Here is a 23,986-nt window from a genome sequence, read left to right as displayed (position 1 = left end):
ACGCCTGTGGACGACGGACCGCGCGGCCGCGCTGCGCGCCCCACGATGGGCCCCGGCGCCGGAGGGGCCGACGCCGGGAGGAGCCCTGCGTGCGCGTGCTGCTGACGGTGCTGGGACCGCGGCCGGGCCGCCACGGCGGGACGGGCCCGGCGGGCGGGACGCCCCCGGACCCCGTCGACGTCGCGGTCGAGGCGCCCGCGGGCACCCGGTGGTCGGCCCTGGCCGGGCCGCTCGCGGCGGCCGCGGCGGGTGCGCAGGGAGGTGCGGGCGCAGGTGCAGGGGCAGGGGCAGGGGCCGAGGCCCACGTCGCGGGGCGTCCGCTGCGCGGCGACGACCTGCTCGGGGCGCCACCGCTGGTGCACGGCGCGGTGGTGGTCCTCGGGCCGGCGCCCCGGGACGCACCGCCGGCGGTGCTGCGCGCGCTCGTCGTCGCAGGTCCCTCGAGCGGCCGGGTCCTGCCGCTGCCGCCCGGCACGCACCTGCTGGGCCGCTCCGCGCGGTGCGCGCTGCGCCTCGACGACCCCGACGCCTCCCGGGTGCACGCGCGCGTGCGCGTCGGCCCGGCCGGGGTCGAGGTCGCCGACGCGGGCTCCACGAACGGGACGCGCATCGACGGGCGCGAGGTCGACGGCTGGGCGCCCTGGCCGCCCGGGGCGTCCCTGCAGGTCGGGGCCGGCTCGCTGGAGCTGGTCGTCGACGGGCCGGCGCCGGCGGTCGTACGGCCCGACGGCGCCGGCGGCGTCGAGGTGAACCGGCCCCCGCGCCTGGCCGCGCAGCCGGGCCGCGCGCGGGTCGTCCTGCCGGTCCCGCCGCAGCCGCGCCGGACCGCGCCGCCACCGGTCCTGGCCGTGGTGGCGCCCCTCGTGCTCGGGGGCGTGCTGGCGCTCGTGCTGTCCCCGCTGCACGCCCTGCTGCTCCTGCTGTCCCCGGTGCTGCTGCTCGGGGGGTGGCTCGGCGAGCGCCGGGCGGCGCGGCGCGAGCACCGCGCGGCGCTGGCGGCCCACGCGGGCGCCCGCGACGCGGCGCTGGACCGCCTCGACGCTGCGGTGGCCGACGACGCGGCGCGCCGGCGCGCCGAGGCGCCCGACGCCGCCCGGCTGCTGCTCGCGGCGACGGGCCCGTCCACGGGGCTGTGGGTACGCCGCCCCGGCGACCCGGACGCGCTGCTCGTGCGGCTCGGCACGGGCGACCTGCCCGCCCGCGTCGACGTCGAGGGCGAGCCGCCCGCGCCGCCCGTCGCCCGCGCCGTACCGCTCACCGCGCGGCTCGCGGACGTCGGCGCCCTGGGCCTGTGCGGGCCCCGCCCCGCGGTCGACGCGCTGGCCCGGCACGTGGTCGGCCAGGTGGCGACCGCGCACCCGCCGCACGACGTGCGGGTGGAGGTGCTCACCACCCCCGACCGGGTGGACGCCTGGTCCTGGACCCGTTGGCTGCCGCACGCCGGTGGCCGGGGGCCGGCGGGCGGGCCCGACGTCGAGGAGCGGCTGCGCGCGCTGCTCGAGCTGCTCGACGCCCGGGCGGCGGCCGCCGGCGGGGGTACGGGCGCCCGGCTGGGACCGGCAGGACCGGCGGTGGTCGTCGTGCTCGACGGCGCGGCCCGCCTGCGCCGCCTGCCGGGCGTCGCGCGCCTGCTCGCGGACGGGCCGGCGCGCGGGGTGCACGCGGTCTGCGTCGAGGAGGAGCGCGCGGCCCTCCCGGGCGAGTGCGGGGCCGTCGCGGTGCTGGAGGAGGCATCGCCCGGGGCGACGGGGCCCGAGGGCACGGGGGCCGGGCGGACGGGGGCCGGGGCGACCGGAGCCGCAGGGACCGGCGGCGCCGGCGGACGGGCCCCGTACGCCGCGGGCGGCGCCGTGCGCGCCGCGGGCGCGCTGCGGCTCGAGGTCGCCGGGCACCCCGCCGTCACCGGCACCGCGGACCTCGTCGACCCGGCGTGGGCCGAGCGGCTCGCACGGGCGCTGGCCCCGCTGCGCGACGCGGCGCCGCCGTCGGGGGCCGCCGCGCTGCCCGGCGCCGTGCGCCTGCTGGACCTGCTCCCGCCCGCCGCGACCGACGCCGAGGGGCTCGCCGCGCGCTGGGCGGCCCGCGGCGGCTCGACCGCGGCCGTGCTCGGGCGCACCGCCGACGGCCCGTGGGTCCTCGACCTCGTGGCTGACGGCCCGCACGCGCTCGTCGCCGGCACGACGGGCTCGGGCAAGTCCGAGCTGCTGCAGGCGCTGGTGGCCTCGCTCGCCGTGGGCAACCGCCCGGACGAGCTGAGCCTGGTGCTCGTCGACTACAAGGGCGGCAGCGCCTTCGCCTCCTGCGCCGCGCTGCCGCACACCGCCGCGGTGCTCACGGACCTGGACGGCGCCGGGACCGAGCGGGCGCTCGCCTCGCTCGGCGCCGAGGTCCTGCGCCGCGAGCGCCTGCTCCACGAGCACGGCGCGGCGGACCTGGCGGCGTACCGCCGGGCGCCCGGGGCGCCGCCGCTGCCCCGGCTGCTGCTCGTCGTCGACGAGTTCGCCACGCTGGCCGAGGAGCTGCCGGACTTCCTCGGCGGCCTCGTCGGGGTCGCGCAGCGCGGTCGGTCGCTCGGGGTGCACCTCGTCCTCGCGACGCAGCGCCCCGGGGGTGCGGTGAGCCCCGACGTCCTCGCCAACACCGCCCTGCGCATCGCGCTGCGCACGAGCGACGCCGGCGAGTCGCGCGACGTCGTCGAGGTCCCCGACGCGGCGCTGCTGCCCCGCGACCGGCCGGGGCGCGCGGTCGTGCGACCGGGCGCCGGCGAGCACCTGCTCGTGCAGGCCGCGCGGGTGTCCGGCCGCGCACCGACCCCCGGGCCGCAGGGCGTCGTGGTCGCGCCGGTCCGGCCGGGGGCCGCCCCCGCGGCGACCGCCGCCCGCGGGCAGGGCGACGTCGAGGACGACGGCCCCACCGACCTGGAGCAGGTCGTCGCCGCCTGCGCGGGCGCGGCGGCGGCGCTCGGCATCGCCCCCGCCACCGGCCCCTGGCTGCCGCCGCTGCCGGACGACCTGCCGCTGGCGGCGCTGCCGCAGCCGGGCTCGCGCGGGCTGCCCTTCGCGCTCTCCGACGTCCCCCAGCAGCAGAGCCGGCGCGTCGAGCAGGTCGACCTGGACGACGGGCGGCACTGGCTCGTCGCGGGCGGGCCGCGCAGCGGGCGCACCGGCGCGCTCCTCGCCGTCGCGGCGCAGGCGGGTCGGCTCGGGCCGCAGCGGGTCCACGTGCACGTCCTCGACGGGGCGTGCGGCCCGGCGGACGGGCTGGCCGCTCTGACGGGCCTGCCCGGGTGCGGCGCCGTGGTGCGCGCCGACGAGCCGGAGCGGGCCGCCCGGCTCGTCGCGCGGCTGCTCGACGAGGTGGCGCGACGGCGCGCGCTGCCCGACGGCGGCGCGGGGCTGCCGCGGCTGCTGCTGCTCGTCGACGCCTGGGAGGGGCTCACCGCCGCGCTCGAGCCGATCGAGCACGGCCGCGCGGTCGACGACCTGCTGCGCCTGCTCCGCGAGGGCCCGGCCGCCGGGCTCCGCGCCGTCGTCACCGGCGACCGGTCCTGCCTCACCGGCCGGGTGGCCCCGCTGCTGACGCACCGCCTCCTCCTGCGCTTCGCCGACCCCGGCGACGTCGCCCTGGCCGGGGTCTCCCCCCGCGCCCTGCCCGCGGCCCTGCCGCCGGGGCGCGGCCTGCTCGCCGCCGGCGCCGTGCTCACGCAGGTCGCCCGCGCCGGCACCGGGGACGACGTGGTCCGGGCGTGCCGGGCGGCGCTCGGCGGGGCGACCGGGGCGACCGGGGCGACCGGGGCGCCGCGCCCGCTGCGGGTCGACCCGCTCCCCGCGCGGGTCTGCGCGCGCGACGCGCTCGCCCTCGGCGCGCCGGACGGCACCGGGGCCTGGTGGGCGCTCGTCGGCGCGGGCGGCGACGAGCTGTCCCCCCGCGGCGTCGACCTCGCCGAGGACGGCCCCGCGGTGGTGGCCGGCCCCCCGGGCAGCGGGCGGTCCACCGCCCTGGTGACGGCGGCCGGGCACCTGCTGGCCGCGGGGCGCCGGGTCGCCGTGGTCGCGCCGCGGAGCTCGCCGCTGGCGGCGCTCGGCGGGGCGGGCGCCCGCGTGGTCGCGGCCGGGGACGAGCCGGCGCTCGCCCGCCTGCTCGCCGAGGACCCCTCGCCGCTGGCCGTCGTGGTCGACGACGTCGAGCACCTGCTGGGCACCGGCGCCGACGACCTGCTCTGCGCCGCGCTGCGCCCGGGCGCCGGCCCGGCCCGGCACCTGCTGCTCGCGGGCGACGCCGCGGTGCTCGCGGGGGCGTACCGGGGGCTGGCCGTCGAGGCGCGCCGGTCCCGCACCGGGCTGCTGCTGCGCCCCGGCGGCGGGCTGGAGGCCGACCTGCTCGGCGTGCGCGTGCCCCGGGGCGTCGACGGCCGGCCCGGGCGCGGGGTCCTCGTGCGGCGCGGGCGGGCCGCGCCGGTGCAGGTGGCCCTGCCCGACCCGCTGCCCCGGCCGACGGACGGCGTCGAGCGCATCCAGCGCGTCGAGCGCGCCCCGCGCGCCGCGCAGGCCGTCGCGTGACCCCGGCGGCCGCGCCCGGGGCGGTACCCTCGACGCTCGGTCGAGGGGGCCGGCTCCTGCCGGTCCCGACGGGAGGCTCCGTGGAGACGACGACCGCCTGGCAGCGCGCCGGGGCGGCCGCGGTGCACGTCTACACCGCGAGCGGGGCGGTCCTCGCGCTGCTCATCGTCCTGGCGGCGATCGACGGCGACGTCGAGCGCGCCCTGTGGCTCGGGCTGGTGGCGCTCGTCGTCGACGGCACCGACGGGATGCTCGCGCGCCGCATGCGGGTGAAGGAGCGCATCCCCCAGTTCGACGGTGCGCGGCTGGACGACATCGTCGACTACCTGACGTACGCCTTCGCGCCGGTCCTGCTGCTGTGGACCGGGGGCTACCTGCCCGACAACGGCGGCGGCCTGGCCCTGGCGATGCTGCCGCTGCTGGCCTCGACGTACCAGTTCTGCCGGATCGACGCCAAGAGCGACGACCACTACTTCTTCTTCCTCGGCTTCCCGAGCTACTGGAACGTCGTCGCCTTCTACGTGGTCGTGCTCGACCTGCCCCCGGCGGTGGTGGGCGCGATCCTGCTCGTCTGCTCGGCGCTGGTCTTCGTGCCGATCGGCTACGTCTACCCCTCGCGCACCGTCACGCTCCGCCCGCTGACGCTCGCGCTGACCGCGGTGTGGCTCGTGGCCTACGCCGTGGTCCTGCTGCAGTCCCCCGACCCGAGCCCCGCGTGGCTGGCCGTGTCGGTCGCCTACCTCGTCTACTACGTCGGGCTGAGCCTGCACCTGTCGCTGCGCCGGCGCAGCGCGCTGCGGATGGCACCGCCGGCGCAGCCCGCCTCGCGGTGAGCCCCGTGCTGGCCGCGGGGCCGCTCGGCGCGGTGGGCCCGCTCGCGGTCGTCGACCTGCTCGCCGCCGTCCTCGCCGCGGTCGGGTACGGCCTCGCCGCCGTCCTGCAGGCCGTGGCCTCGCGCCGTGTCGAGGCCGCCGAGGGCGTGGACCCGCGCCTGCTGCTGCGCCTGCTGTCGCAGCCGGCGTTCGTGGCCGCCGTGGTCCTCAACCTCACCGGCTACGCCCTGCACGTCGTGGCGCTGCGCACGCTGCCGCTGTTCCTCGTGCAGGCGGTCATCGCCGCGAGCGTCGCCGTCACGGCGCTGCTCGCGGGCCCCGTGCTGGGCACGCCCCTGGACCGCGCGGGCCGCTGGTCCGTCGGCGCGGTCGCCCTCGGCCTCGTCGTCCTCACCCTCGCGAGCGGTGCGGCCGACGAGGCGGAGGTGCCGCTGCAGGGCCGGTGGGCGCTCGTCGGCGGCGCCATCGCGGTGGCCCTGCTCGGCGCCGCCGCGGGGCGGGTCGGGGGCCGGCGCGGCGCGGCGGTCCTCGGGCTCTGCGCCGGGCTCGGGTACGCCGTCGTGGGCGTCGGCAGCCGCGCGGTGCCCGACCTCTCCCCGGGCGCGCTCGTCACCGACCCCGCCGCGTACGCGGTCGTGGGGGCGGGCGTCGTGGCGTACCTGCTCTACTCCACGGCCCTGCAGCGCGGGGCCGTCATGACGGCGACCGGTCCCATGGTCGTGGCGCAGACCGTGGTGCCGGCGCTCGTCGGCGTGCTCCTGCTCGGCGACGGGATCCGGCCCGGCTGGGCGGTCCCGGCGGTGCTCGGCCTGGCCCTCGCGCTCCACGGCGCGGTGCGCCTGGGCCGCGGGCGCGCCGCGTCCGAGCCGGCGTCGGCGCACCTGCTGTGAGCGCCGCCGCGCCCGGGGGCGCCGTCCGCCCGGCCCGCCCCGGGGACGTCCCGGCGCTGCTCGCGATGGTCCGCGAGCTCGCCGCGTACGAGCGCGCCGCGCACGAGGTGGTCGCCGACGAGCCGGCGCTCGCCGCGGCGCTCTTCGGCGAGCAGCCGGCGGTCTTCGCGCACGTGGTCGAGGGCCCCGACGGCGCGCCGGCCGGCTTCGCGCTCTGGTACGTCACCTTCTCCACCTGGCTGGGCCGCCACGGGCTGTGGCTCGAGGACCTCTACGTCCGCCCCGAGCACCGCGGCCGCGGCTACGGCCGGGCCCTGCTCGGCACCCTCGCGCGCGTGTGCGTCGAGCGCGGCTACGGCCGGCTCGAGTGGTGGGTGCTGGACTGGAACGCCCCCGCGCTCGGGTTCTACCGCGCGCTCGGCGCCGTGCCGCAGGACGACTGGACGGTCCAGCGGGTCGACGGCGGCGCCCTGCGCCGCCTCGCCGGCGGCGCCTGAGGGCACCCTCGGGCGGGCGCCGCTCACGCGAGGGCGCCGCCGAGCGCCGCCCCCGCCGCCGCGGCCGCGACCCCGAGCACGAGCGAGAGCACGACGTACGCCGCCGCGGCCGCCCGGTCGCCGTCCTCGAGCAGGCGCACGGCCTCCGCGCTCAGCGTCGAGAAGGTCGTGAGCGCGCCGCAGAAGCCGGTGCCGAGCAGCAGCAGGGCCCCGCCGCCGGCACCGGCGCCCACCAGGGCACCGAGGAGCAGGCTGCCCGCGACGTTCACCGCGAGCGTCCCGCGGGGCAGGCGGGAGCCCCGCCGGGCCGCGAGCTCCCCCACCGCCCAGCGCAGCGGGGCGCCGACCGCGGCGCCGAGGGCCACGAGCAGGGCGCTCACGGGCGCCGCCGGGGCAGGGCCCGGGGCAGGGCCCGGGGCAGGGCCCGGGGCAGGGCCCGGGGCAGGGCCCGGGGCAGGGCCAGGGACAGGGCCAGGCCGGCCGCCGCCAGGAGGACGCCGGCGGCGAGGCTCGCCCCGGCGTAGCCCAGCGCGAGCACCGGGCGTCCCGCGGCGGCGAGCCGCTCCACCTCGACGGCGTACGTGGAGAAGGTCGTCCACCCGCCGAGGACCCCGGCGCCGAGCAGGGGTCGGGCCCAGCGGGGCGCTCCGGGGCGGCGCAGCGCCCCGGTGAGGAGCCCGAGCAGCAGCGCCCCGGACAGGTTCACCGTCCACGTCGCCCAGGGCCAGGCGCCGCCCGGCAGGGCGGCCGCGACGCCCCAGCGGCCCAGGCTGCCCGCCGCGCCGCCCGCGGCGACGAGCGCCAGGTCGCCGGCGCGCACGGCGGGCGCGGGGGCGGCGGGGTCGGCGGGGTCGGGGGGCACGGCGGCCACCGTAGGGGCGGCGGTGCGGCGCGCCCGGCGGGCCCGGAGCCTCGCAGGCCGGTGCGCCGGGCATCGGCTAGCGTGGGGCGGGCGCGCGAGCGCCCTCCCCGCGGACCCCCGGCCCCCCGGCCCTCGCGCGGGGCGGCACGCCGGGACCCGGGACGGGAGACGCAGTGAGCGACAGGACCGCGACCGGCGCGCCGGCAGCGGGGGTGGGGGACTTCGTCGAGGTGCGCCTGCCCGCGCAGAGCGCCTACCTCTCGGTGCTGCGCACCGCGACGGCGGGCCTGGCCGCGCGGGTCGACTTCACCCTCGACGAGATCGAGGACCTGCGCATCGGCGTCGACGAGGCGTGCGCGATGCTGCTGCCGCAGGCGGTCCCGGGGCGCGAGCTGACCTGCCGCTTCGAGCTGCAGGACGCCGCGCTGTCGGTGACCGTTACGCTGCCGACGACCAAGGGGCGCCTGCCCGAGCGCGAGACCTTCGCGTGGACGGTGCTGAGCGCCCTCGCCGGCGAGGTCGACGCCGGGGTCGACCCTGACCTGACCGTCTGGATCTCGCTGCGCAAGCGCCGCGGCGGGTCGGGAGCCAAGTGACCATGGCGAGCTCCACCTCTGGCTCGGGGGTCGGGGTCGACCGCGACCGCACCCGCGAGCTCTTCGCGCGGCTGACCTCGCTGCCGACCGGCGTGCCGGAGCGCGCGCCCGTCCGCGACGCCCTCGTCGAGCAGCACCTGCCGCTCGTCGAGCACCTCGCCCGCCGGTTCCGCAACCGCGGGGAGCCGTACGACGACCTGGTCCAGGTCGCGACGATCGGGCTCATCAAGTCGGTCGACCGGTTCGACCCGGAGCGCGGCGTCGAGTTCTCGACGTACGCGACCCCGACGATCGTCGGCGAGATCAAGCGCCACTTCCGCGACAAGGGCTGGGCGGTGCGCGTCCCGCGGCGCCTGCAGGAGCTGCGCCTGTCGCTGACGGCCGCCACGAGCGAGCTGTCCCAGCGCAACGGACGCTCCCCCACGGTCGCCGAGCTCGCCGCTCACCTCAAGCTCTCCGAGGAGGAGATCCTCGAGGGCCTGGAGTCGGCCAACGCCTACTCGACGCTCTCGCTCGACGCGGGCGACCAGAGCGGCGACGACGAGGGCGTCGCCGTCGTCGACACCCTCGGGGTCGACGACGAGGGGCTCGAGGGCGTGGAGTACCGCGAGTCGCTCAAGCCGCTGCTGGAGAAGCTGCCGGCGCGGGAGAAGAAGATCCTCATGCTGCGGTTCTTCCGCAACATGACGCAGTCGGAGATCGCCCGCGAGGTCGGCATCTCGCAGATGCACGTGTCGCGGCTGCTGGCCCGCACGCTCGCCCAGCTGCGCGAGGGCCTGCTCGTCGAGGAGTGAGCCGGCGGGCGGCGCCCCGCTCCCCGGCGCCCGCCCCTCAGCGCTCGACGGCCGCCCGCGAGCGCTCGCCGACGAGCCCGGCGAGGCTGACGACCGCGACCGCCGCGAGCGGCACCGCGCCGACCCAGAGCCCCTCGCGCGCCATGTACCACGCCATGGGCAGCGCCAGCAGCTGCAGGAACGTGCCGGCGCCGAGGCTCCACGCCTGGCGCCGGGCCAGGGCGAGGGCCACGAGCGCGACGAGGGCGCCGAGCACGAGGAAGTACGCCGTCGAGCCCCGGGCGATGTCCTCGTTGTCGGGCGTCGCGACGAGCGTCTCGACGCCGAGCCAGCCGCCGAAGGCGAGCAGGGCCACGGCCTCGAGGGCCACGCCGAGCGTGGCGAGGCGCAGCAGGAGCGGCTCGGGCCCCGGCGCGTCGCCGTGCGCCCGCCCGTCCTCGTCCCCGTCCCGGTACGGCTCCCGCTCCCTCACGGGGGCCAGCCTAGGCGTCGGTACGCTCTCCCCCCGTGCGCGCCCTGCTGGTGGCCAACCCCACCGCCACCACGACGACCACGCGCACCCGCGACGTCATCGCCCGGGCGCTGTCGAGCACCTACGACCTCGACGTCGTCCTCACCGAGCACCGCGGCCACGCCCGCGACCTCGCCCGGCGCGCCCGGGCGGAGGGGCTCGACCTCGTCGTGGCCCTCGGCGGCGACGGCACCGTCAACGAGGTCGTCAACGGCCTGCTCGGCGCGGCGCCGGCGCCCGGCGCCCCCGCGCTCGGGGTGGTGCCGGGCGGCAGCACGAACGTGTTCGCCCGCGCGCTCGGCGTCGCCCAGGACCCGGTGGAGGCGACCGGGCAGCTGCTCGACGCGGTGGCGGCCGGGCGGCTGCGGCGGGTGGGGCTGGCCCGCGCCGGGGAGCGCTGGTTCACCTTCAGTGCGGGGCTCGGCCTGGACGCCGAGGTGGTCGGCGCGGTGGACCGGCGCCGCGGGGCCGGCGCCCGCTCGACCCCCGGGCTGTTCCTGCGCACCGCGGTGCGCCAGTTCTACCTCGGCACCGAGCGGCGCCACGGCCCCCTCACCCTCGTGCGGCCCGGTCAGCCGGACGTCGAGGGGCTCTTCCTGGCCGTGGTGCAGAACACCGCGCCGTGGACGTACCTCGGCACCCGGCGCATCGACCCCTCCCCCCGCGCGTCCTTCGACACCGGCCTGGACCTCTACGCGCTGCGCTCGCTGCGCAGCGCGACGGTGCTGCGCGAGGCGGCGGCGCTGCTGCGCGGCACCGGGCGCACCGGCGCCTCGGTGCTCCAGCTGCACGACGAGCCCGAGCTGGTCCTGCGCTCGCAGGTGCCCGTGGCGCTGCAGATCGACGGCGAGCACCTGGGCACCCGCACCTCGCTGACCTTCACGGCGGTCCCCGGGGCGCTCGCGGTCCGGGTCTGACCCGGCGCCGCACGGCGTCTCATCACGCCGCGTGAGCGCATGTCAGCGGTGTGCTACTAGATTTCCCAGGGTGATGAGGTGTGAGCGCCACCGGGACGGGGGACCCGTGGGGCGTCGCCACCCGGCACCTGGCGGGAGCGGCCCGACCGACCGACCGCCCGTGGAGCAGGAGGACCCGCCGCACGGCGACCGCAGCAGCACCGGACGTCCCCCGGTGCCCCCTTCGTCCCGGTACGCCGCCCTGGGCGTCCGGCACGTTACGGGCAGCCGTCGTGCACATCACAAGCCACCACCCTTGTGCCGCGAGGCCGGCTCGGCCAGCCTTGGGGGTGTGCGCGAGGAGCGCCGTCGACCGACGGTGCCCGGACGCTGCCCGGCACCCGCTGCAGGCGCCGCACCACGGCCCTCGCGGGAGCCGCACGAGGCGCGCACCACGAGCGTGTGACCGACCGTACGCCCTGGGCGAAGGACGCCCAGGGCCGGGGCCCCACCCCCAGGGCCCCACGAGACGAGGAGCGAGCCCCATGGACTGGCGCCACCGCGCTGCGTGCCGCGACGAGGACCCCGAGCTGTTCTTTCCCATCGGGAACACGGGCCCGGCGCTGCTGCAGATCGAGGAGGCCAAGGCCGTGTGCCGGCGCTGCCCGGTGAGCGAGCCCTGCCTGCAGTGGGCGCTGGAGAGCGGCCAGGACGCCGGCGTCTGGGGCGGCCTGAGCGAGGACGAGCGGCGCGCCCTGAAGCGGCGCACGGCCCGCAACCGCGCCCGCACCGCCTGAGGCGCCACCGCGCCACCCCGGCCGCAGCCCCCGCTGCGCCCAGCACCACCCCCGGAGCCCCGAGCCGCCCCCGCGGCCGGGGCTCCGGTGCGTCCGACCGCGGTGCAGCCCCCGCCCGGCCCCGCGCCCGGCCCCGCGCCCGGCCCCGCGCCCGGCCCCGCGCCCGGCCCCGCGCCCGGCGGCTCAGCGCTCGGGGACCGGGAGCTCGACGCAGGCCTCGGTGCCGCCCCCGGGCCGCCCGGCGAGGGTGAGCGCGCCGTCCATCTCGGCCTCGACGAGGGCGCGCACGATCTGCAGCCCCAGGCTCCGCGAGCGGTCCAGGTCGAACCCCTCGGGCAGCCCCGGGCCCTCGTCGAGCACCGCGACGCGCAGCCGCCCGGGCGCGCGCTCGGCGTGGACCACGACGGTGCCGCCCTGCGGCGCGCCGTGCTCCAGGGCGTTCTGCACGAGCTCGGTGAGCACCAGCGCGAGCGGGGTGGCGACCCCGGCCGGCAGCAGCCCGAACGAGCCGTCGCGGCGCACGGCGACCCCCCCGCGCGGCAGCGCCACGACGGCGACGTCGACCATCGACGCGGCGAGCTGCTCGGCGATCCCGTCGAAGTCCACGGTCTCGTCGAGCGCGCGGCTCAGCACCTCGTGGACGAGGGCGATGGCCCCGACCCGGCGCACCGCCTCCTCGAGCGCGGCCCGGCCGGTCGGCTCCTCGAGCCGGCGGGCCTGCAGGCGCAGCAGGGCGGCGACCGTCTGCAGGTTGTTCTTGACCCGGTGGTGGATCTCGCGGATCGTCGCGTCCTTGGTCACGAGCTCCCGCTCGCGCCGGCGCAGCTCGGTGACGTCGCGGCACAGCACGAGCGCGCCGATCCGCACGCCCTCGAGGCGCACCGGGATGGCGCGCAGCGCCACGACGTTCTTGTTCGCCTCGACGTCCACGCGCCGGGGCGCGCGCCCGCTGACGACGACGGCCAGCGCCTCGTCCACCGGCCCCTCGGTCGGCGCCAGGGCGGTCGTGACCGCCCCCAGGTGCGCGCCCACCAGGTCGGCGGTCAGCCCGAGCCGGCGGTAGGCCGAGACGGCGTTGGGGCTCGCGTAGCTCACGACGCCGTCGCGGTCGAGCCGGATGAGGCCGTCGCCGACCCGCGGGGCGCCGCGCCGGCCGCCGACCTGGCCCTCGGCGACGGGGAAGGCCCCCTCGGCGATCATCCGCGCGAGGTCGTCCGCGCAGGCGATGTACGTCAGCTCGAGCCGGCTCGGCGTGCGCGTCGTCGACAGGTTGGTCTGGCGCGCCACCACCGCGATGACCCGGCCGTCGCGCACGACGGGGATCGTCTCCTCCCGCACCGGGATGTCGTCGTGCCAGTCCGGGTCGCCCTCGCGGCAGATGCGCCCGGCGGCGACGGCGTTGTCCAGCTGGGGGCGCCAGCCGGGCGGCAGCACCTCGCCGACGAGGTCGTCGTAGTAGACGGTCGGCCCGGTCGTGGGGCGCATCTGCGCGACCGCGACCCACTCCCCCACCCGCGAGCGCACCCACAGCACGAGGTCGGCGAAGCTGAGGTCGGCGAGCATCTGCCAGTCCGCGACGAGCAGGTGCAGCCACTCCGTGTCGGCCTCGCCGAGGTCGGTGTGCTCGCGGACCAGGTCCCCTAGCGTCGGCACCAGGCCCCCCGCCCCGCCCTGCCCGCGCCCGGCCCCGTGCTCCCGGCAGGTCTCACGCGGCGGTGCTCCCGCCGGGCCGCGCGTCGACCCCGAGGTCCCGGCGCACCGCGGCGAGGTAGGCGTCGAGGGCGGCGACGGCCTGCTCGATGCCCTCGTCGACCCGGTTGACGCTGAAGTGCGAGGCCTCGAGGTTCATGAGCAGCACGACGAGCGCGTCGTACGCGGTCCGCGCCGGCGCCTGCACCTCGGGCGCGCCGAGCACCTGCACGGCGGCCAGCGCCGCCCCCACCTCGTCCTCGAGCCCGGTGGCGTCGACCGGGACGACGCCACCGCTGCGGGCGGCGCGCTGGTCGCGCTTCTGCTCGCCGTACCGCGCCCAGCGCGAGGCGGCGGTGAGGAACGCCGCGTACGCCGCCCGCCGCTCGTCGGCGGCGCGGGCCGCGGCGGCGGCGCGGTCGGCCTCGCGGCGCCGGGCGTCCTCGCGCTCGAGCACCTCCCGGCTGGTGGCCGTGGCGGACTCGGCGAGCTCGCGCGCCCGGGCCTGCTCGCGGGCGACCTCCTCGCGGGCCCGCGCCGCCTCGCGACGGGCGGTCAGCGCCGAGGAGAGCAGCGCGGCGAGCAGGGTCGCCACGACCCCCACGGCGGCCACGAGCAGGGTCACCCAGAGCGGGGTCTCGACGTCCATGGCCCGGATCGTAACGGGCGGCCCCGACGCCCCCCGCCCTCAGCCGCGCAGCACCGCGCGCAGCGTGCGCAGCGCCACCGACAGCGTCGCGAGGTCGCTCTGGCCCTCCGCCGCGATCTCCTCCAGCGTGCCGGTGGCCCGGGCCAGCCGGGCCGCGTTCGCCTCGCGCCACGCCGCGATGCGCTCCGCCGGCGAGCCCGGCCCGGTCGTGGCGAGCACGTCGGTGGTGAGCGCGGCGAGGGCGGCGTAGAGGTCGTACCGCAGCGCCGCGCGGGCCAGCGCCTGCCACCGGTCACCGCGCGGCAGCCCGGTGATGCGCACGAGGAGCCGGTCCACGTCGAAGGCCTCGGAGACCGCGAAGTGCAGGCGCGCCACCTCCTCGGCGCGCTGCCCCGAGGCGCGCGCGATCTCGACGGCGTCGAGGAGCGCGAAGCCGTTGAGCAGCGAGGCGGTGCGCAGGGCGAGGGCCTCGGGCAGGCCGTCCTCGCGCAGCGAGGCGACGCCCTGGAGCATGACCTCGCGCTCGTCGCCCTGCAGCAGCTCGGGCACCAGCGGCAGCAGCTGCGCCACCGGGGTGAAGCGCTCGACCTCCGCGGCGACGTCGATGCCGCTGCTGCGGGCCTGCAGCAGCCACCGCCCCACCCGGTCGAGCAGGCGCCGCGACTCCTTGTGGACGCGGTCCTGCGACGCCGCGGGCACCTGCCCGTCCAGCGCCTCGACGTCGGCCCACAGCCCGCGCAGGCCGAAGACCTCGCGCGCGACGGTGTACGCCCGCACCACGTCGTCGGCGGTCGCCCCGGTCTCCTCGGCGGCGCGGAAGACGTACGTCGTCCCGGCGTGGTTCACGAGGTCGTTGACGACGCAGGTCGTCACGATCTGCCGGCGCAGCGGGTGCTGGGCGAGCCGGTCGCCGAAGCGCGCCGTGAGCGGCGCCGGGAAGTAGCGGAGCAGCTCGCGCTGGAACCACGGCTCGTCGGGCAGCGGGCCCTCGAGCAGCGTCGTCTTCAGCGTCGTCTTGGAGTACGCCGCGACCACCGACAGCTCCGGCGAGGTGAGCCCCCCGCCCGACGCGGCGCGCGCGTCGAGCTCGCGGCCGGTGGGCAGGTGCTCGAGCGCGCGGTCGAGCACGCCGCGCTCCTCGAGGTCGCGCAGGAAGCGCTTGTGCACGCTCGCCATCGACGGCGCGAGCCCGCGGCCGACCCCGAGCAGCACGTTCTGCTCGTAGTTGTCCCGCAGCACGTGCGCCCCGACCTCGTCGGTCATGGCGAGCAGCAGCGCGTCGCGCTCGTCGCGCTCGAGCGCGCCGTCGCGCACGAGCCGGTCGAGCAGCACCTTGATGTTGACCTCGTGGTCCGAGCAGTCGACGCCGGCGCTGTTGTCGATGGCGTCGGTGTTGAGCCGCACCCCCGAGCGCGCGGCCTCGATGCGCCCGCGCTGGGTGAGACCGAGGTTGCCGCCCTCGCCGACGACCCGGCAGCGCAGCGCGGAGCCGTCCACGCGGATCGCGTCGTTGGCCTTGTCGCCGACGTCGGCGTGCGCCTCGGTCGAGGCCTTGACGTAGGTGCCGATGCCGCCGTTCCAGAACAGGTCGACCGGGGCGCGCAGCACCGCGGAGATGAGCTGCTGGGGGGTGACCGACAGGGTGCTCCCGTCCATGCCGAGGGCGCGGCGCACCTGCGGGGCGACCGGCACCGACTTCGCGGTGCGCGGGTGGACGCCGCCGCCGGGCGAGATGAGCGCCGGGTCGTAGTCGGCCCACGACGAGCGCGGCAGCTCGAACAGCCGGCGGCGCTCGGCGTACGAGGCCGCGGGGTCGGGGTCGGGGTCGAGGAACACGTGGCGGTGGTCGAACGCCGCGACGAGCCGGATGTGCGGGGACAGGAGCATGCCGTTGCCGAAGACGTCGCCGCTCATGTCGCCGACGCCGACGACGGTGAAGTCCTCGGCCTGCGTGTCGACGCCCAGCTCGCGGAAGTGCCGCTTGACGCTCTCCCACGCGCCGCGGGCGGTGATGCCCATGGCCTTGTGGTCGTAGCCCACCGACCCGCCGGAGGCGAAGGCGTCGCCGAGCCAGAAGCCGTACTCGGCCGAGACGCCGTTGGCGATGTCGGAGAACGTCGCCGTGCCCTTGTCGGCGGCGACGACGAGGTAGGGGTCGTCCCCGTCGCGGCGCACGACGTCGCGCGGCGGGACGACGCGCTCCTGGTCGAGGTCGTCGGTGATGTCGAGCAGGCCCGAGATGAAGGTCCGGTACGACGCCACGCCCTCGGCCAGCCACGCCTCCCGGTCGACCGACGGGTCGGGCAGGCGCTTGGCGACGAAGCCGCCCTTGGCGCCCACCGGCACGATGACGGCGTTCTTCACCGCCTGCGCCTTGACCAGCCCCAGCACCTCGGTGCGGAAGTCCTCGCGGCGGTCGGACCAGCGCAGCCCGCCGCGGGCCACGGCGCCGAAGCGCAGGTGCACGCCCTCGACCCGCGGCGAGTAGACCCACACCTCGCGCTCGGGGCGCGGCCGGGGCAGCTCGGGCAGCCGCTGCGGGTCGAGCTTGAGGGAGACGTACGGCTTGTGCCGCGGCCCGGCTCCGGAGCCGGGGTCCATGGTCTGGAAGGCGTTGGTGCGCGTCGTCGCCCGCACCGCCCGGAGCATGCCGCGCAGGATGCGGTCGTGGTCGAGGCTCTCGACCGCCTCCAGCGCGCCCTCGACCTCCTCGGCGAGCGCCTCCGCGAGCTCGCCGTCGGGGCCGCTGCGCACGAGCGCGGGGTCGAACTGGGCCTCGAAGAGCGCGACGAGCCGGCGCGCGATGCCGGGGTTGGCGCTGACGACCTCCTCGACGTAGCGGGGGCTGTAGGTCCACCCGGTCTGGCGCAGGTAGCGGGCGTACGCCCGCAGCACGGCCACCTGGCGCCACCCCAGCCCCGCGGCGAGGACGAGCGCGTTGAGCCCGTCGCTCTCCGCCTCGCCGTTCCAGACCGCCGCGAAGGCCTCCTGGAACGTCTCGCGCAGCCCCTGCCCGCCGCGGCCCTCCCGGGCGCGCGGCAGCGGGCCGGCCGCGCGCAGGCCGAAGTCGTAGATGAACGACAGGCGCCCGTCCCCGCGCTGGATCTCGTACGGCCGCTCGTCGACGACCTCCACGCCCATGTCTCGCAGCACCGGCAGCACCGCGGACAGGGAGACCGGCCCGTCCCGGTAGACCTTGAACCGCAGCTCGCCCGGCCCGGCGCCGCGGGGCTCGTAGAGGCTCATCGCGAGCCCCTCGCGCTCCAGCGCCGCGGTGCGCAGCAGGTCCGGGACGGCGAGCGCGGGGGCGAAGTCCTCCTTGTACGCCTCCGGGAAGGCGTCGGGGTACTCGCGCAGCAGCCGCGCCGCCTCGCCGCGCCCGACCTGCGCGGTGAGCGCGTCGGCGAGGTCGTCGGACCAGGAGCGGGTGGCCTCGACGAGGCGGCGCTCGAGCTCGCCGGGGTCCACCTCGGCGACGGCGACGCCGGGCTCGGTGCGCACGACGAAGTGCAGGCGGGCGAGCACCGACTCGGTGATGCGGGCGGTGAAGTCGACGCTCGCGCCGCGGAACGCCTCGCGCAGGATCCGCTCCATGCGCTGGCGCACGCGGGTCGTGTAGCGGTCGCGCGGCAGGTAGACCAGGCACGACATGAAGCGCCCGTAGTCGTCGCGGCGCAGGAACAGCCGCAGCCGGCGCCGCTCCTGCAGCTGCGTCACCGCGCGCGCGACCCGCGACAGGTCGTCCACGGACACCTGGAACAGCTCGTCGCGCGGGTAGGTCTCGAGGACCTGCAGCAGGTCCTTGCCGGAGTGGCTCTCCGGCGCGAAGCCGGCGCGGGCGAGGACCTCGCGGGTCGTGCGGCGCAGCACGGGGATGCGCTGCACGCTCTCCTGGTACGCCGCCACGGCGAAGAGGCCGAGGAAGCGCCGCTCCCCCACGACGCGGCCCTCGGCGTCGAAGGCCTTCACCCCGATGTAGTCGAGGTACGCCCGCCGGCGCACCGTGGAGCGCGAGTTGGCCTTGGTGATGACGAGCAGGCGCGGCTCGAGCGCGCGCCGGCGGACCTCGGGCGGCAGCGACGCGAGCTCCCGGGGTGCGCCCTCGTCGGTGCGCAGCAGGCCCAGGCCCGTGCCCGGCACCGGGCCGATGGACTCCCCGCCGGCCGGCCCGGTGAGCCGGTACTCCCGGTAGCCCAGGAAGGTGAAGTGCCCGTCGGCCAGCCAGCGCAGCAGCGCGCGGGCCTCCTCCACCTCGTCGGCGGGCAGCCCCGCCGGCGGGTGCGCGGCCAGCTCGTCGGCCGTGCGCTCGGCGGCGGCCTGCATGGGCCCCCAGTCCTCGACGGACCGGCGCACGTCGCCGAGGACCCGCAGCAGCCCGGCGACGACCTCGTCGCGGTCGTCCTGCCCGCCGAGGCGGTCCACCTCGACGTGCATCCACGACTCGACCTGCCCGCCGCCGTCCGCGGGCTCGACGCCGACCAGCGCGCCGTCCTCGTCGCGGCGCACCCGCAGGGTCGGGTGCACCACGAGCTGGATGCCGCGGTCCTGGCGGGTGAGCTCGGCGGTCACCGAGTCGACGAGGAAGGGCATGTCGTCGACGACGACCTCGACCACGCTCGTCGCGGCGTCCGGCTCGCCCTCGGGGTCGCGCACCGCCACGAGCGGGGTGCGCGGGGGGCGCCGGCGCGCGAGGCGCAGGTGCGCGCGGACCGCCTCGTGCAGGGCGTCGGCGCTGCGCGCGGCGACGTCCTCCTCGGGCACGTGCTGCCAGTAGCGGCGCACGAGCGCCTCGTCCACGCGGGGCGACGCGCCCTGCCCCGGGCCCGTCCCCGCCGCCTCGACGCCCGCCTGTGCCGACACCGTCCCGCCTCCGTCGCCGCTCGGTGCTGGGTCCGCCCCGACCCTACCCACGTGGCCCGCGGGCACCTCCCCGCCCGCTCACCCCATGTGGGGGTAGCGGTGGTCGGTCGGCGGCACGAAGGTCTCCTTGATGCTGCGCGCGCTCGTCCAGCGCAGCAGGTTCTGCGCCGACCCGGCCTTGTCGTTGGTGCCGGACGCCCGCCCGCCGCCGAACGGCTGCTGGCCCACCACCGCCCCGGTCGGCCGGTCGTTGACGTAGAAGTTGCCCGCGGCGAACCGCAGGGCGTGCGTCGCCGCCGTGATCGCCGCCCGGTCCTGCGCGACGAAGGCGCCGGTCAGCCCGTACGCGCTCGCCGACTCGACCTGCGCCAGGACGCGGTCGTAGTCGGCGTCGGCGTAGACGTGCACGGCGAGGATCGGGCCGAAGTACTCGCGCGTGAAGAGCTCGTCCGTCGGGTCGTCGCACAGCAGGACGGTGGGGCGCACGAACCACCCCTCGGCGTCGTCGTACGTGCCGCCGGCGGCGACCTCGACCCCGTCGAGCCCGCGGGCCCGGTCGATCGCCTCCCTGTGCTTGGCGAAGGCCCGCGCGTCGATGACCGCGCCGAGGAAGGTGGACAGGTCGGCGACGTCGCCCATCGGCAGCGCGTCGACGACCTCGCAGAAGTCCCGGCCCATCCGGTCCCAGACCGAGCGGGGGACGTACGCGCGCGAGGCCGCGGAGCACTTCTGGCCCTGGTACTCGAAGGCGCCGCGCACCAGGGCGGTGGTGAGGACCGCCGGGTCGGCCGACGGGTGCGCCAGGACGAAGTCCTTCCCGCCGGTCTCGCCGACGATCCGCGGGTAGCTGCGGTAGCCCTGGACGTTCTCCCCGACCGTGCGCCACAGGTGCTGGAACGTCGCGGTGGAGCCGGTGAAGTGGATGCCCGTCATCTCCGGGTGGGTGAGCGCCGCCTCGGAGACCGCGACGCCGTCGCCCGGGAGCATGTTGATGACGCCCGGCGGGAGCCCGGCCTCCTCGAGCAGCCGCATGGTCAGGCTCGCCGCGAGCTGCTGCGTGGGCGAGGGCTTCCAGAGCACCACGTTGCCCATGAGCGCCGGGGCGGTGGGGAGGTTGCCGGCGATGGCGGTGAAGTTGAACGGCGTGACCGCGTAGACGAAGCCCTCGAGCGGGCGGTGGTCGGTGCGGTTCCAGACGCCCGGGCTGGAAAGGGGTTGCTCGGCGAGGATCTGCCGGGCGAAGGCGACGTTGAACCGCCAGAAGTCCGCGAGCTCGCAGGCGGCGTCGATCTCGGCCTGCACCGCGGTCTTGCTCTGCCCGAGCATCGTCGCCGCGTTGAGCGTCGCCCGCCAGGGGCCCGAGAGCAGGTCCGCGGCCTTGAGCAGCACCGCCGCGCGCGCGTCGAACGGCGTGTCCCGCCACGCCGCGGCCGCGGACAGGGCGGCGTCCACCGCCTTCGCGGCCTGCCCGCTGCTCACGTGCGCGCTCGTGCCGAGCACGTGCGCGTGCCGGTGCGGCGCCACGACGTCGAACGGCTCCCCCTCGCCCATGACGCGCTCGCCCCCGATGACCGCGGGCAGCTCCGCCCGCTCGGCGGACAGCCGGGCGAGCTCGGCCTCCAGCCGCGCCCGCTCGGGGCTGCCGGGGGCGTAGCCGAGCACCGGCTCGTTGCGGGCTGCGGGCGGGCTGGTGACGGCGTCCATCGTGGTGCTCCTGGTGGTGGTTGGGGGTCAGCGGCCGGGGACGAACGAGCGCAGGAAGAACGCGACGTTGGCCGGGCGCTCGGCGAGGCGGCGCATGAAGTAGCCGTACCAGTCGGTGCCGTAGGGCACGTAGACGCGCATCGTGCGCCCGGACCGCGCGATGCGGCGCTGCTCCCCGGTGCGGATGCCGTAGAGCATCTGGAACTCGTAGGTGCCCGGCGCGCGGCCGGTCTCGCGGGCGAGGCGCTCCGCCTCGGCGACCAGCGCCGGGTCGTGCGAGCCGACCATGGGGTAGCCCGGGCCGCGGAAGAGGGTGCCGAGGCAGCGGACGTACGCGGCGTCGACCTCCTCGCCGCTGCGGAAGGCGACCGAGGCGGGCTCGGCGTACGCGCCCTTCACGAGGCGCACCCGCGAGCCGGCGACCGCGAGGTCGCGCGCGTCGGCCTCGGTGCGGCGCAGCATCGACTGCAGCACGGCGCCGGTCCACGGGAAGTCGGACCGCAGCTCGCGCAGGACCGACAGCGTGGAGTCGACGGTCGTGTGGTCCTCCATGTCGAGGGTCACGGTGGTGCCCGCCGCGTCGGCGGCGGCGCAGACCTGGCGGGCCAGGTCGAGCGCGACGCGCTCCCCGTCGGCCGGCAGGGCCTGCCCGAGGGCCGAGAGCTTGACCGACACCTCGGCGCGGTCGGCGAGCCCGGCCTCGGCGAGGGCGCGCAGCAGGTCCGTGTACGCCGCCGCGACCGCCTCGGCCTGCGCCCGCTCCGTGGTGCCCTCGCCGAGGTGGTCCAGCGTCACGCGGCGACCGTCGGCGAGCAGCTCGCGGGTCGTGGCGACGGCGTCCTGCAGCGTCTCGCCCGCGACGAAGCGGTCGACGACGCGGCGCGTCGCCGGGAAGGAGGTCACGGCGCTGCGCGTGCGCGCGCTCTTGGCGGCGGCCAGCAGGAGGGGGCTCAGCACGGCGGGCTCCGGGGCGGGCGTCTCGGTGGTCTCGGTGGTCTTCGGTGGTGGTGCCGGTGGTGGTGCCCCCGAGCGTAGGAGCGCAAGGTGGGCCGTGCCACGGACGGACGTCTGGTCCTCGGCGCCCCGACCTCGTACGGTCGTACGGGTGGAGCAGGACCTGCAGGACGTCGTGGACGAGGTGTCGGCGCTGCTCGGCGCGCCGGCCACGCTCGAGGACCGCGCCTTCCACCTCGTCGCGTTCGGCTCGCAGCCCGAGCACATCGACGCCGTGCGCCAGGCGTCCATCCTGCGCCGCGGCTCCTCGGAGCAGGTGCGCCGCTGGTTCGAGGGCTTCGGCATCGCGACCGCGGCCGCCCCGCTGCGGGTGCCGGCGCACCCGGAGCTCGGCGTGCTGGCCCGGCTCTGCCTGCCCGCCCGCTGGCGCGGGGTGACCTACGGCTACCTGTGGCTGCTCGACGACGGCGCGCCGGTCGCGCCGGCCGCGCTCGAGGCGGCCGCGGGGCTCGCCGAGCGGACGGGCGCGCTGCTCGCGCGGGCCGCGCGGGCGCGGGCGGCGGTCGAGGGCCACGTGCTCGCCCTGCTCGGGGAGGACCGCGACGACGCCGGGGCGGCGGCCGAGGCGCTGCGCGACGCGGGCCTGCTGGAGCCCGGCCCCCTGGTGCCCGTCGCCGTCCTCGGCGGGCCGGGGGTGCCGCCCGCGTCCCTGCCCCGCGGCGTGCTCGCCGCCGCCGTGCCCGGCGGCCTCGCCCTGCTGGTCCCCGCGCGCGACGCCGCGCTGCCCGGCCGGGTCGCCGCGCGGGTGGCCGTGGACGGCGCCGTCGCCGGGCTCGGCGGGCCGCGCACGGACCCGGGCGCGCTGCGCGGGGCGTGGCACGAGGCCCGTACGGCCGCCCGGGTCGCCCGGGACGAGCCGGCCGCGGGACCGGTGGCGGACTGGGAGGCGCTCGGCGCCCACCGGCTGCTCGGGGCCGCGCCCGCGGGGCCGCTGCGCGCGGCCGTGCTGGACCCGGCGGCGCGCCGGCTGCTGGACGACCCCGACCCGCGCCTCGCCGCCACCGCGCGGGCCTGGCTCGACCACGGCGGCAGCGCGCAGGCGACCGCCGCGGCGCTGCACGTGCACCGGCAGACGCTCTACGCGCGGCTGCACCGGGTGGAGGCCCTCACCGGGCTCGACCTGCGCGACGGGCGCGACCGGCTGCGCCTGCACCTCGCCCTGCTGCTCGCGCCGCACCTCTGAGCCGGGGCGGTCGGGCTCAGCGGGGTCGGGCCTCAGCGGCGGTCGGGCCTCAACGGCGGTCAGGCCTCAAGGGCGCCCGGGCCTCAGCGGCCGGCCAGCAGCCGGGCCTCGAGCCCGGGCGGCAGGCCGTGCACCGGGCGGTCGGGCCGCTGCGGGGGCACGCCCTCGCGCCGCACCCAGGCCCAGGTGTCCTCGACGGTCGCCTCGACGGGGCGGCAGGCGAGGCCGGCGGCCGCGGCGCGGGAGGTGTCGGCCTCGAGGAACCCCGCCCACTCCCCGCCCTCGGGCACCCAGCACGGCAGGTGCGTCCAGGGCTCCGCGCCCGCCGCGGCGAGGTCGTCCTCGGGGACCCACACGAGCTCGGCGCCGCCGCCCGTGGCCGCGACGCAGGCCTCGAGCAGCCTGCGGGTGGTGGCGTGCCCGCTCGGGCTCGCCACGTCGTACGGGCCCTGCAGGCCCCCGTCGAGGGCCGCGAGGAGCCAGCCGGCCAGGTCGCGCGCGTCGACGAGCTGCAGGGGGCGCTCCGGGCGGCCCGGGGCGACGACCCGCCCGCCGCGCGCGGTGCGGGACAGCCACCAGGGCAGCCGGCCGACGTCCTCGTACGGCCCGAGGACCAGCCCCGCCCGGGCCAGCACGGCCCCGGGGTGCGCGCGCAGGACCCCGAGCTCGGCCCCGCGCTTCTGCGCCGCGTAGTCGCCCTCCCCCGCGTCGGGGTCCCCGTCGACCAGCGGGCTCGACTCGTCGACGTGCTCGCCCCAGCGGTACACCGAGGCGCTCGAGACGTAGCCGTAGCGGGCCGCACGGCCGCGCAGCAGCGCGGCCGCCGCGGCCGCCGCCGCCGGCGCCCCGGCCCAGGTGTCGACGACCGCGTCCCACGGCCCGAGCGGGGCCAGCGCGGCGGCCAGGCCGGCGGGGTCCGTGCGGTCGGCGCGCACCGCGCGCACGCCCGCGGGCAGGCGGCCGGTGAGCCCGCGGTGCACCGCCGTGACCGCGTCGCCGCGCTCCAGCGCCGCGGCCACCACCGCGCGGCCCACGAACCGCGTCCCGCCCAGCACCAGGAGCTCCACCCGCGCATCGTCGGCGCGCGGGGCGGGGCCGCGCCAGGGCGGTTCGCCGTGGGCGGACGGCCGGCGTCAGCCGACGAGGTCCGGGACCTCCTGGACGCCGTACCAGAGCAGCTCGTGGTCCTCGGCCCCGTCGACGGCGAGCGCGGCGTCCTCGTCCCCCGCCGCGGCGGCCGCCAGCGCCCCGGCGGCGGCCCGCACGTCGTCCTCCGCCGCGGCGTCGTCGACGTGCACGCTCGCGAGCAGCCGCCAGGGCACGGGCTGCCCGAGGACGACCGCGCTGCGGTCCCCCGGCGCCGGGCGCACGGCGGCGTCCGGCACGTCGGCGGCGAGGACCACGCGGCGGGCGCGCGCGCCCGGGTCGCGCCCCAGCTCGGCGGCGAGCAGCGCGAGGCTCGCCCGCGCGGCCCCCGCCGCGGCTGCGTACTCGAGCTCCTCGTCGTCGCTGCCCGCGTACCACTCGCGCAGCGCCGGCGTCACCGCGTGCGCGGCGAGCGGCGCGGGGCCGACCTCCCCGGCCGGTCGCAGGGCGGCGAGGGCGGGCAGGGTGGTCGGCAGGTAGACGCGCACGCCCGCCAGGGTGCCAGC

General features: G+C 78.7%; 19 protein-coding genes. 9 read left to right on the top strand and 10 right to left on the bottom strand.

Annotated features, from left to right (window positions below; translation table 11 throughout):
* The first annotated feature begins 89 nt into the window (after nucleotides 1-89).
* The 4 genes from D5H78_RS12370 (at nucleotide 90) to D5H78_RS12355 (ending at nucleotide 6,779) form a co-directional block, all read left to right on the top strand.
* Nucleotides 90-4,559, top strand: a complete 4,470-nt coding sequence (locus D5H78_RS12370; protein WP_119950792.1) for an FtsK/SpoIIIE domain-containing protein — start codon at nucleotides 90-92, stop codon at nucleotides 4,557-4,559.
* 80 nt (nucleotides 4,560-4,639) lie between these two features.
* Complete coding sequence (locus D5H78_RS12365; RefSeq protein ID WP_119950791.1) at nucleotides 4,640-5,392, top strand: CDP-alcohol phosphatidyltransferase family protein; 753 nt, start codon at nucleotides 4,640-4,642, stop codon at nucleotides 5,390-5,392.
* Nucleotides 5,389-6,282 (top strand): DMT family protein, encoded by an 894-nt coding sequence (locus D5H78_RS12360; protein WP_119950790.1) that lies wholly within the window; start codon nucleotides 5,389-5,391, stop codon nucleotides 6,280-6,282. The genes D5H78_RS12365 and D5H78_RS12360 overlap by 4 nt, the downstream gene beginning before the upstream one ends.
* A gap of 65 nt (nucleotides 6,283-6,347) precedes the next feature.
* A complete protein-coding gene (locus D5H78_RS12355) occupies nucleotides 6,348-6,779 on the top strand; it encodes a GNAT family N-acetyltransferase (RefSeq protein ID WP_119950866.1) in 432 nt (143 codons plus the stop codon).
* 23 nt (nucleotides 6,780-6,802) lie between these two features.
* Here the strand turns inward: D5H78_RS12355 and D5H78_RS12350 are convergent, their stop codons facing one another.
* Nucleotides 6,803-7,159 (bottom strand): FluC/FEX family fluoride channel, encoded by a 357-nt coding sequence (locus D5H78_RS12350; protein WP_119950789.1) that lies wholly within the window; start codon nucleotides 7,157-7,159, stop codon nucleotides 6,803-6,805.
* Nucleotides 7,156-7,641 carry a fluoride efflux transporter FluC gene (locus D5H78_RS12345; protein ID WP_218566544.1) on the bottom strand — a complete coding sequence of 162 codons (486 nt, stop codon included), beginning with the start codon at nucleotides 7,639-7,641 and terminating at the stop codon, nucleotides 7,156-7,158. Before D5H78_RS12345 ends, D5H78_RS12350 begins: the two co-directional genes overlap by 4 nt.
* A 173-nt stretch (nucleotides 7,642-7,814) precedes the next feature.
* On the opposite strand from D5H78_RS12345, the gene D5H78_RS12340 reads away from it, so the two are divergent.
* Together D5H78_RS12340 and D5H78_RS12335 are read left to right on the top strand one after the other, a co-directional pair.
* A complete protein-coding gene (locus D5H78_RS12340) occupies nucleotides 7,815-8,237 on the top strand; it encodes an ATP-binding protein (protein WP_119950788.1) in 423 nt (140 codons plus the stop codon).
* On the top strand, nucleotides 8,234-9,031 hold the full coding sequence (locus D5H78_RS12335; protein WP_425472950.1) for an RNA polymerase sigma factor SigF: 798 nt from the start codon (nucleotides 8,234-8,236) through the stop codon (nucleotides 9,029-9,031). Before D5H78_RS12340 ends, D5H78_RS12335 begins: the two co-directional genes overlap by 4 nt.
* 37 nt (nucleotides 9,032-9,068) lie before the next feature.
* On the opposite strand, the gene D5H78_RS12330 is transcribed toward D5H78_RS12335, so the two are convergent.
* Nucleotides 9,069-9,503 carry a hypothetical protein gene (locus tag D5H78_RS12330; RefSeq protein WP_119950786.1) on the bottom strand — a complete coding sequence of 145 codons (435 nt, stop codon included), beginning with the start codon at nucleotides 9,501-9,503 and terminating at the stop codon, nucleotides 9,069-9,071.
* Nucleotides 9,504-9,538: 35 nt separating this feature from the next.
* Between D5H78_RS12330 and D5H78_RS12325 the strand changes: the two genes are divergently transcribed.
* A complete protein-coding gene (locus D5H78_RS12325; RefSeq protein ID WP_119950785.1) occupies nucleotides 9,539-10,459 on the top strand; it encodes a diacylglycerol/lipid kinase family protein in 921 nt (306 codons plus the stop codon).
* 524 nt (nucleotides 10,460-10,983) lie between these two features.
* Nucleotides 10,984-11,235, top strand: a complete 252-nt coding sequence (locus tag D5H78_RS12320) for a WhiB family transcriptional regulator (protein WP_119950784.1) — start codon at nucleotides 10,984-10,986, stop codon at nucleotides 11,233-11,235.
* A gap of 183 nt (nucleotides 11,236-11,418) precedes the next feature.
* Here D5H78_RS12320 and D5H78_RS12310 read toward each other — a convergent pair whose 3' ends face one another.
* The 5 genes from D5H78_RS12310 to D5H78_RS12290 form a co-directional block, all read right to left on the bottom strand.
* The gene (locus D5H78_RS12310) at nucleotides 11,419-12,888 is read right to left on the bottom strand and encodes a sensor histidine kinase (protein WP_119950783.1); all 1,470 of its coding nucleotides are present in this window, start codon (nucleotides 12,886-12,888) and stop codon (nucleotides 11,419-11,421) included.
* A 52-nt stretch (nucleotides 12,889-12,940) separates the two neighbouring features.
* Nucleotides 12,941-13,573, bottom strand: a complete 633-nt coding sequence (locus D5H78_RS12305; protein WP_119950782.1) for a hypothetical protein — start codon at nucleotides 13,571-13,573, stop codon at nucleotides 12,941-12,943.
* A 39-nt stretch (nucleotides 13,574-13,612) separates the two neighbouring features.
* Nucleotides 13,613-18,433 (bottom strand): NAD-glutamate dehydrogenase, encoded by a 4,821-nt coding sequence (locus D5H78_RS12300; protein ID WP_119950781.1) that lies wholly within the window; start codon nucleotides 18,431-18,433, stop codon nucleotides 13,613-13,615.
* 78 nt (nucleotides 18,434-18,511) lie between these two features.
* Complete coding sequence (gene pruA / locus D5H78_RS12295; protein WP_119950780.1) at nucleotides 18,512-20,137, bottom strand: L-glutamate gamma-semialdehyde dehydrogenase; 1,626 nt, start codon at nucleotides 20,135-20,137, stop codon at nucleotides 18,512-18,514.
* Nucleotides 20,138-20,164: 27 nt separating this feature from the next.
* Nucleotides 20,165-21,094: a proline dehydrogenase family protein gene (locus D5H78_RS12290; protein ID WP_119950779.1), complete on the bottom strand. Its 930-nt coding sequence runs from the start codon at nucleotides 21,092-21,094 to the stop codon at nucleotides 20,165-20,167.
* A 148-nt stretch (nucleotides 21,095-21,242) separates the two neighbouring features.
* On the opposite strand from D5H78_RS12290, the gene D5H78_RS12285 reads away from it, so the two are divergent.
* A complete protein-coding gene (locus D5H78_RS12285; RefSeq protein WP_119950778.1) occupies nucleotides 21,243-22,334 on the top strand; it encodes a PucR family transcriptional regulator in 1,092 nt (363 codons plus the stop codon).
* 83 nt (nucleotides 22,335-22,417) lie between these two features.
* Here the strand turns inward: D5H78_RS12285 and D5H78_RS12280 are convergent, their stop codons facing one another.
* Together D5H78_RS12280 and D5H78_RS12275 are read right to left on the bottom strand one after the other, a co-directional pair.
* A complete protein-coding gene (locus D5H78_RS12280) occupies nucleotides 22,418-23,401 on the bottom strand; it encodes an NAD-dependent epimerase/dehydratase family protein (protein WP_177891230.1) in 984 nt (327 codons plus the stop codon).
* 66 nt (nucleotides 23,402-23,467) lie between these two features.
* On the bottom strand, nucleotides 23,468-23,968 hold the full coding sequence (locus D5H78_RS12275) for a DUF6912 family protein (protein ID WP_119950777.1): 501 nt from the start codon (nucleotides 23,966-23,968) through the stop codon (nucleotides 23,468-23,470).
* Between the last annotated feature and the right edge of the window lie 18 nt (nucleotides 23,969-23,986).

The organism is Vallicoccus soli, assembly GCF_003594885.1.
Classification (GTDB): domain Bacteria; phylum Actinomycetota; class Actinomycetes; order Motilibacterales; family Motilibacteraceae; genus Vallicoccus; species Vallicoccus soli.
This window is presented reverse-complemented; position numbering and strand designations above follow the sequence as displayed.

Coding starts and splice junctions, on each gene's coding strand:
- pruA (WP_119950780.1), bottom strand. CDS start 20,137: ATGGACGCCGTCACCAGCCCGCCCGCAGCCCGCAACGAGCCGGTGCTC.
- D5H78_RS12355 (WP_119950866.1), top strand. CDS start 6,348: ATGGTCCGCGAGCTCGCCGCGTACGAGCGCGCCGCGCACGAGGTGGTC.
- D5H78_RS12320 (WP_119950784.1), top strand. CDS start 10,984: ATGGACTGGCGCCACCGCGCTGCGTGCCGCGACGAGGACCCCGAGCTG.
- D5H78_RS12305 (WP_119950782.1), bottom strand. CDS start 13,573: ATGGACGTCGAGACCCCGCTCTGGGTGACCCTGCTCGTGGCCGCCGTG.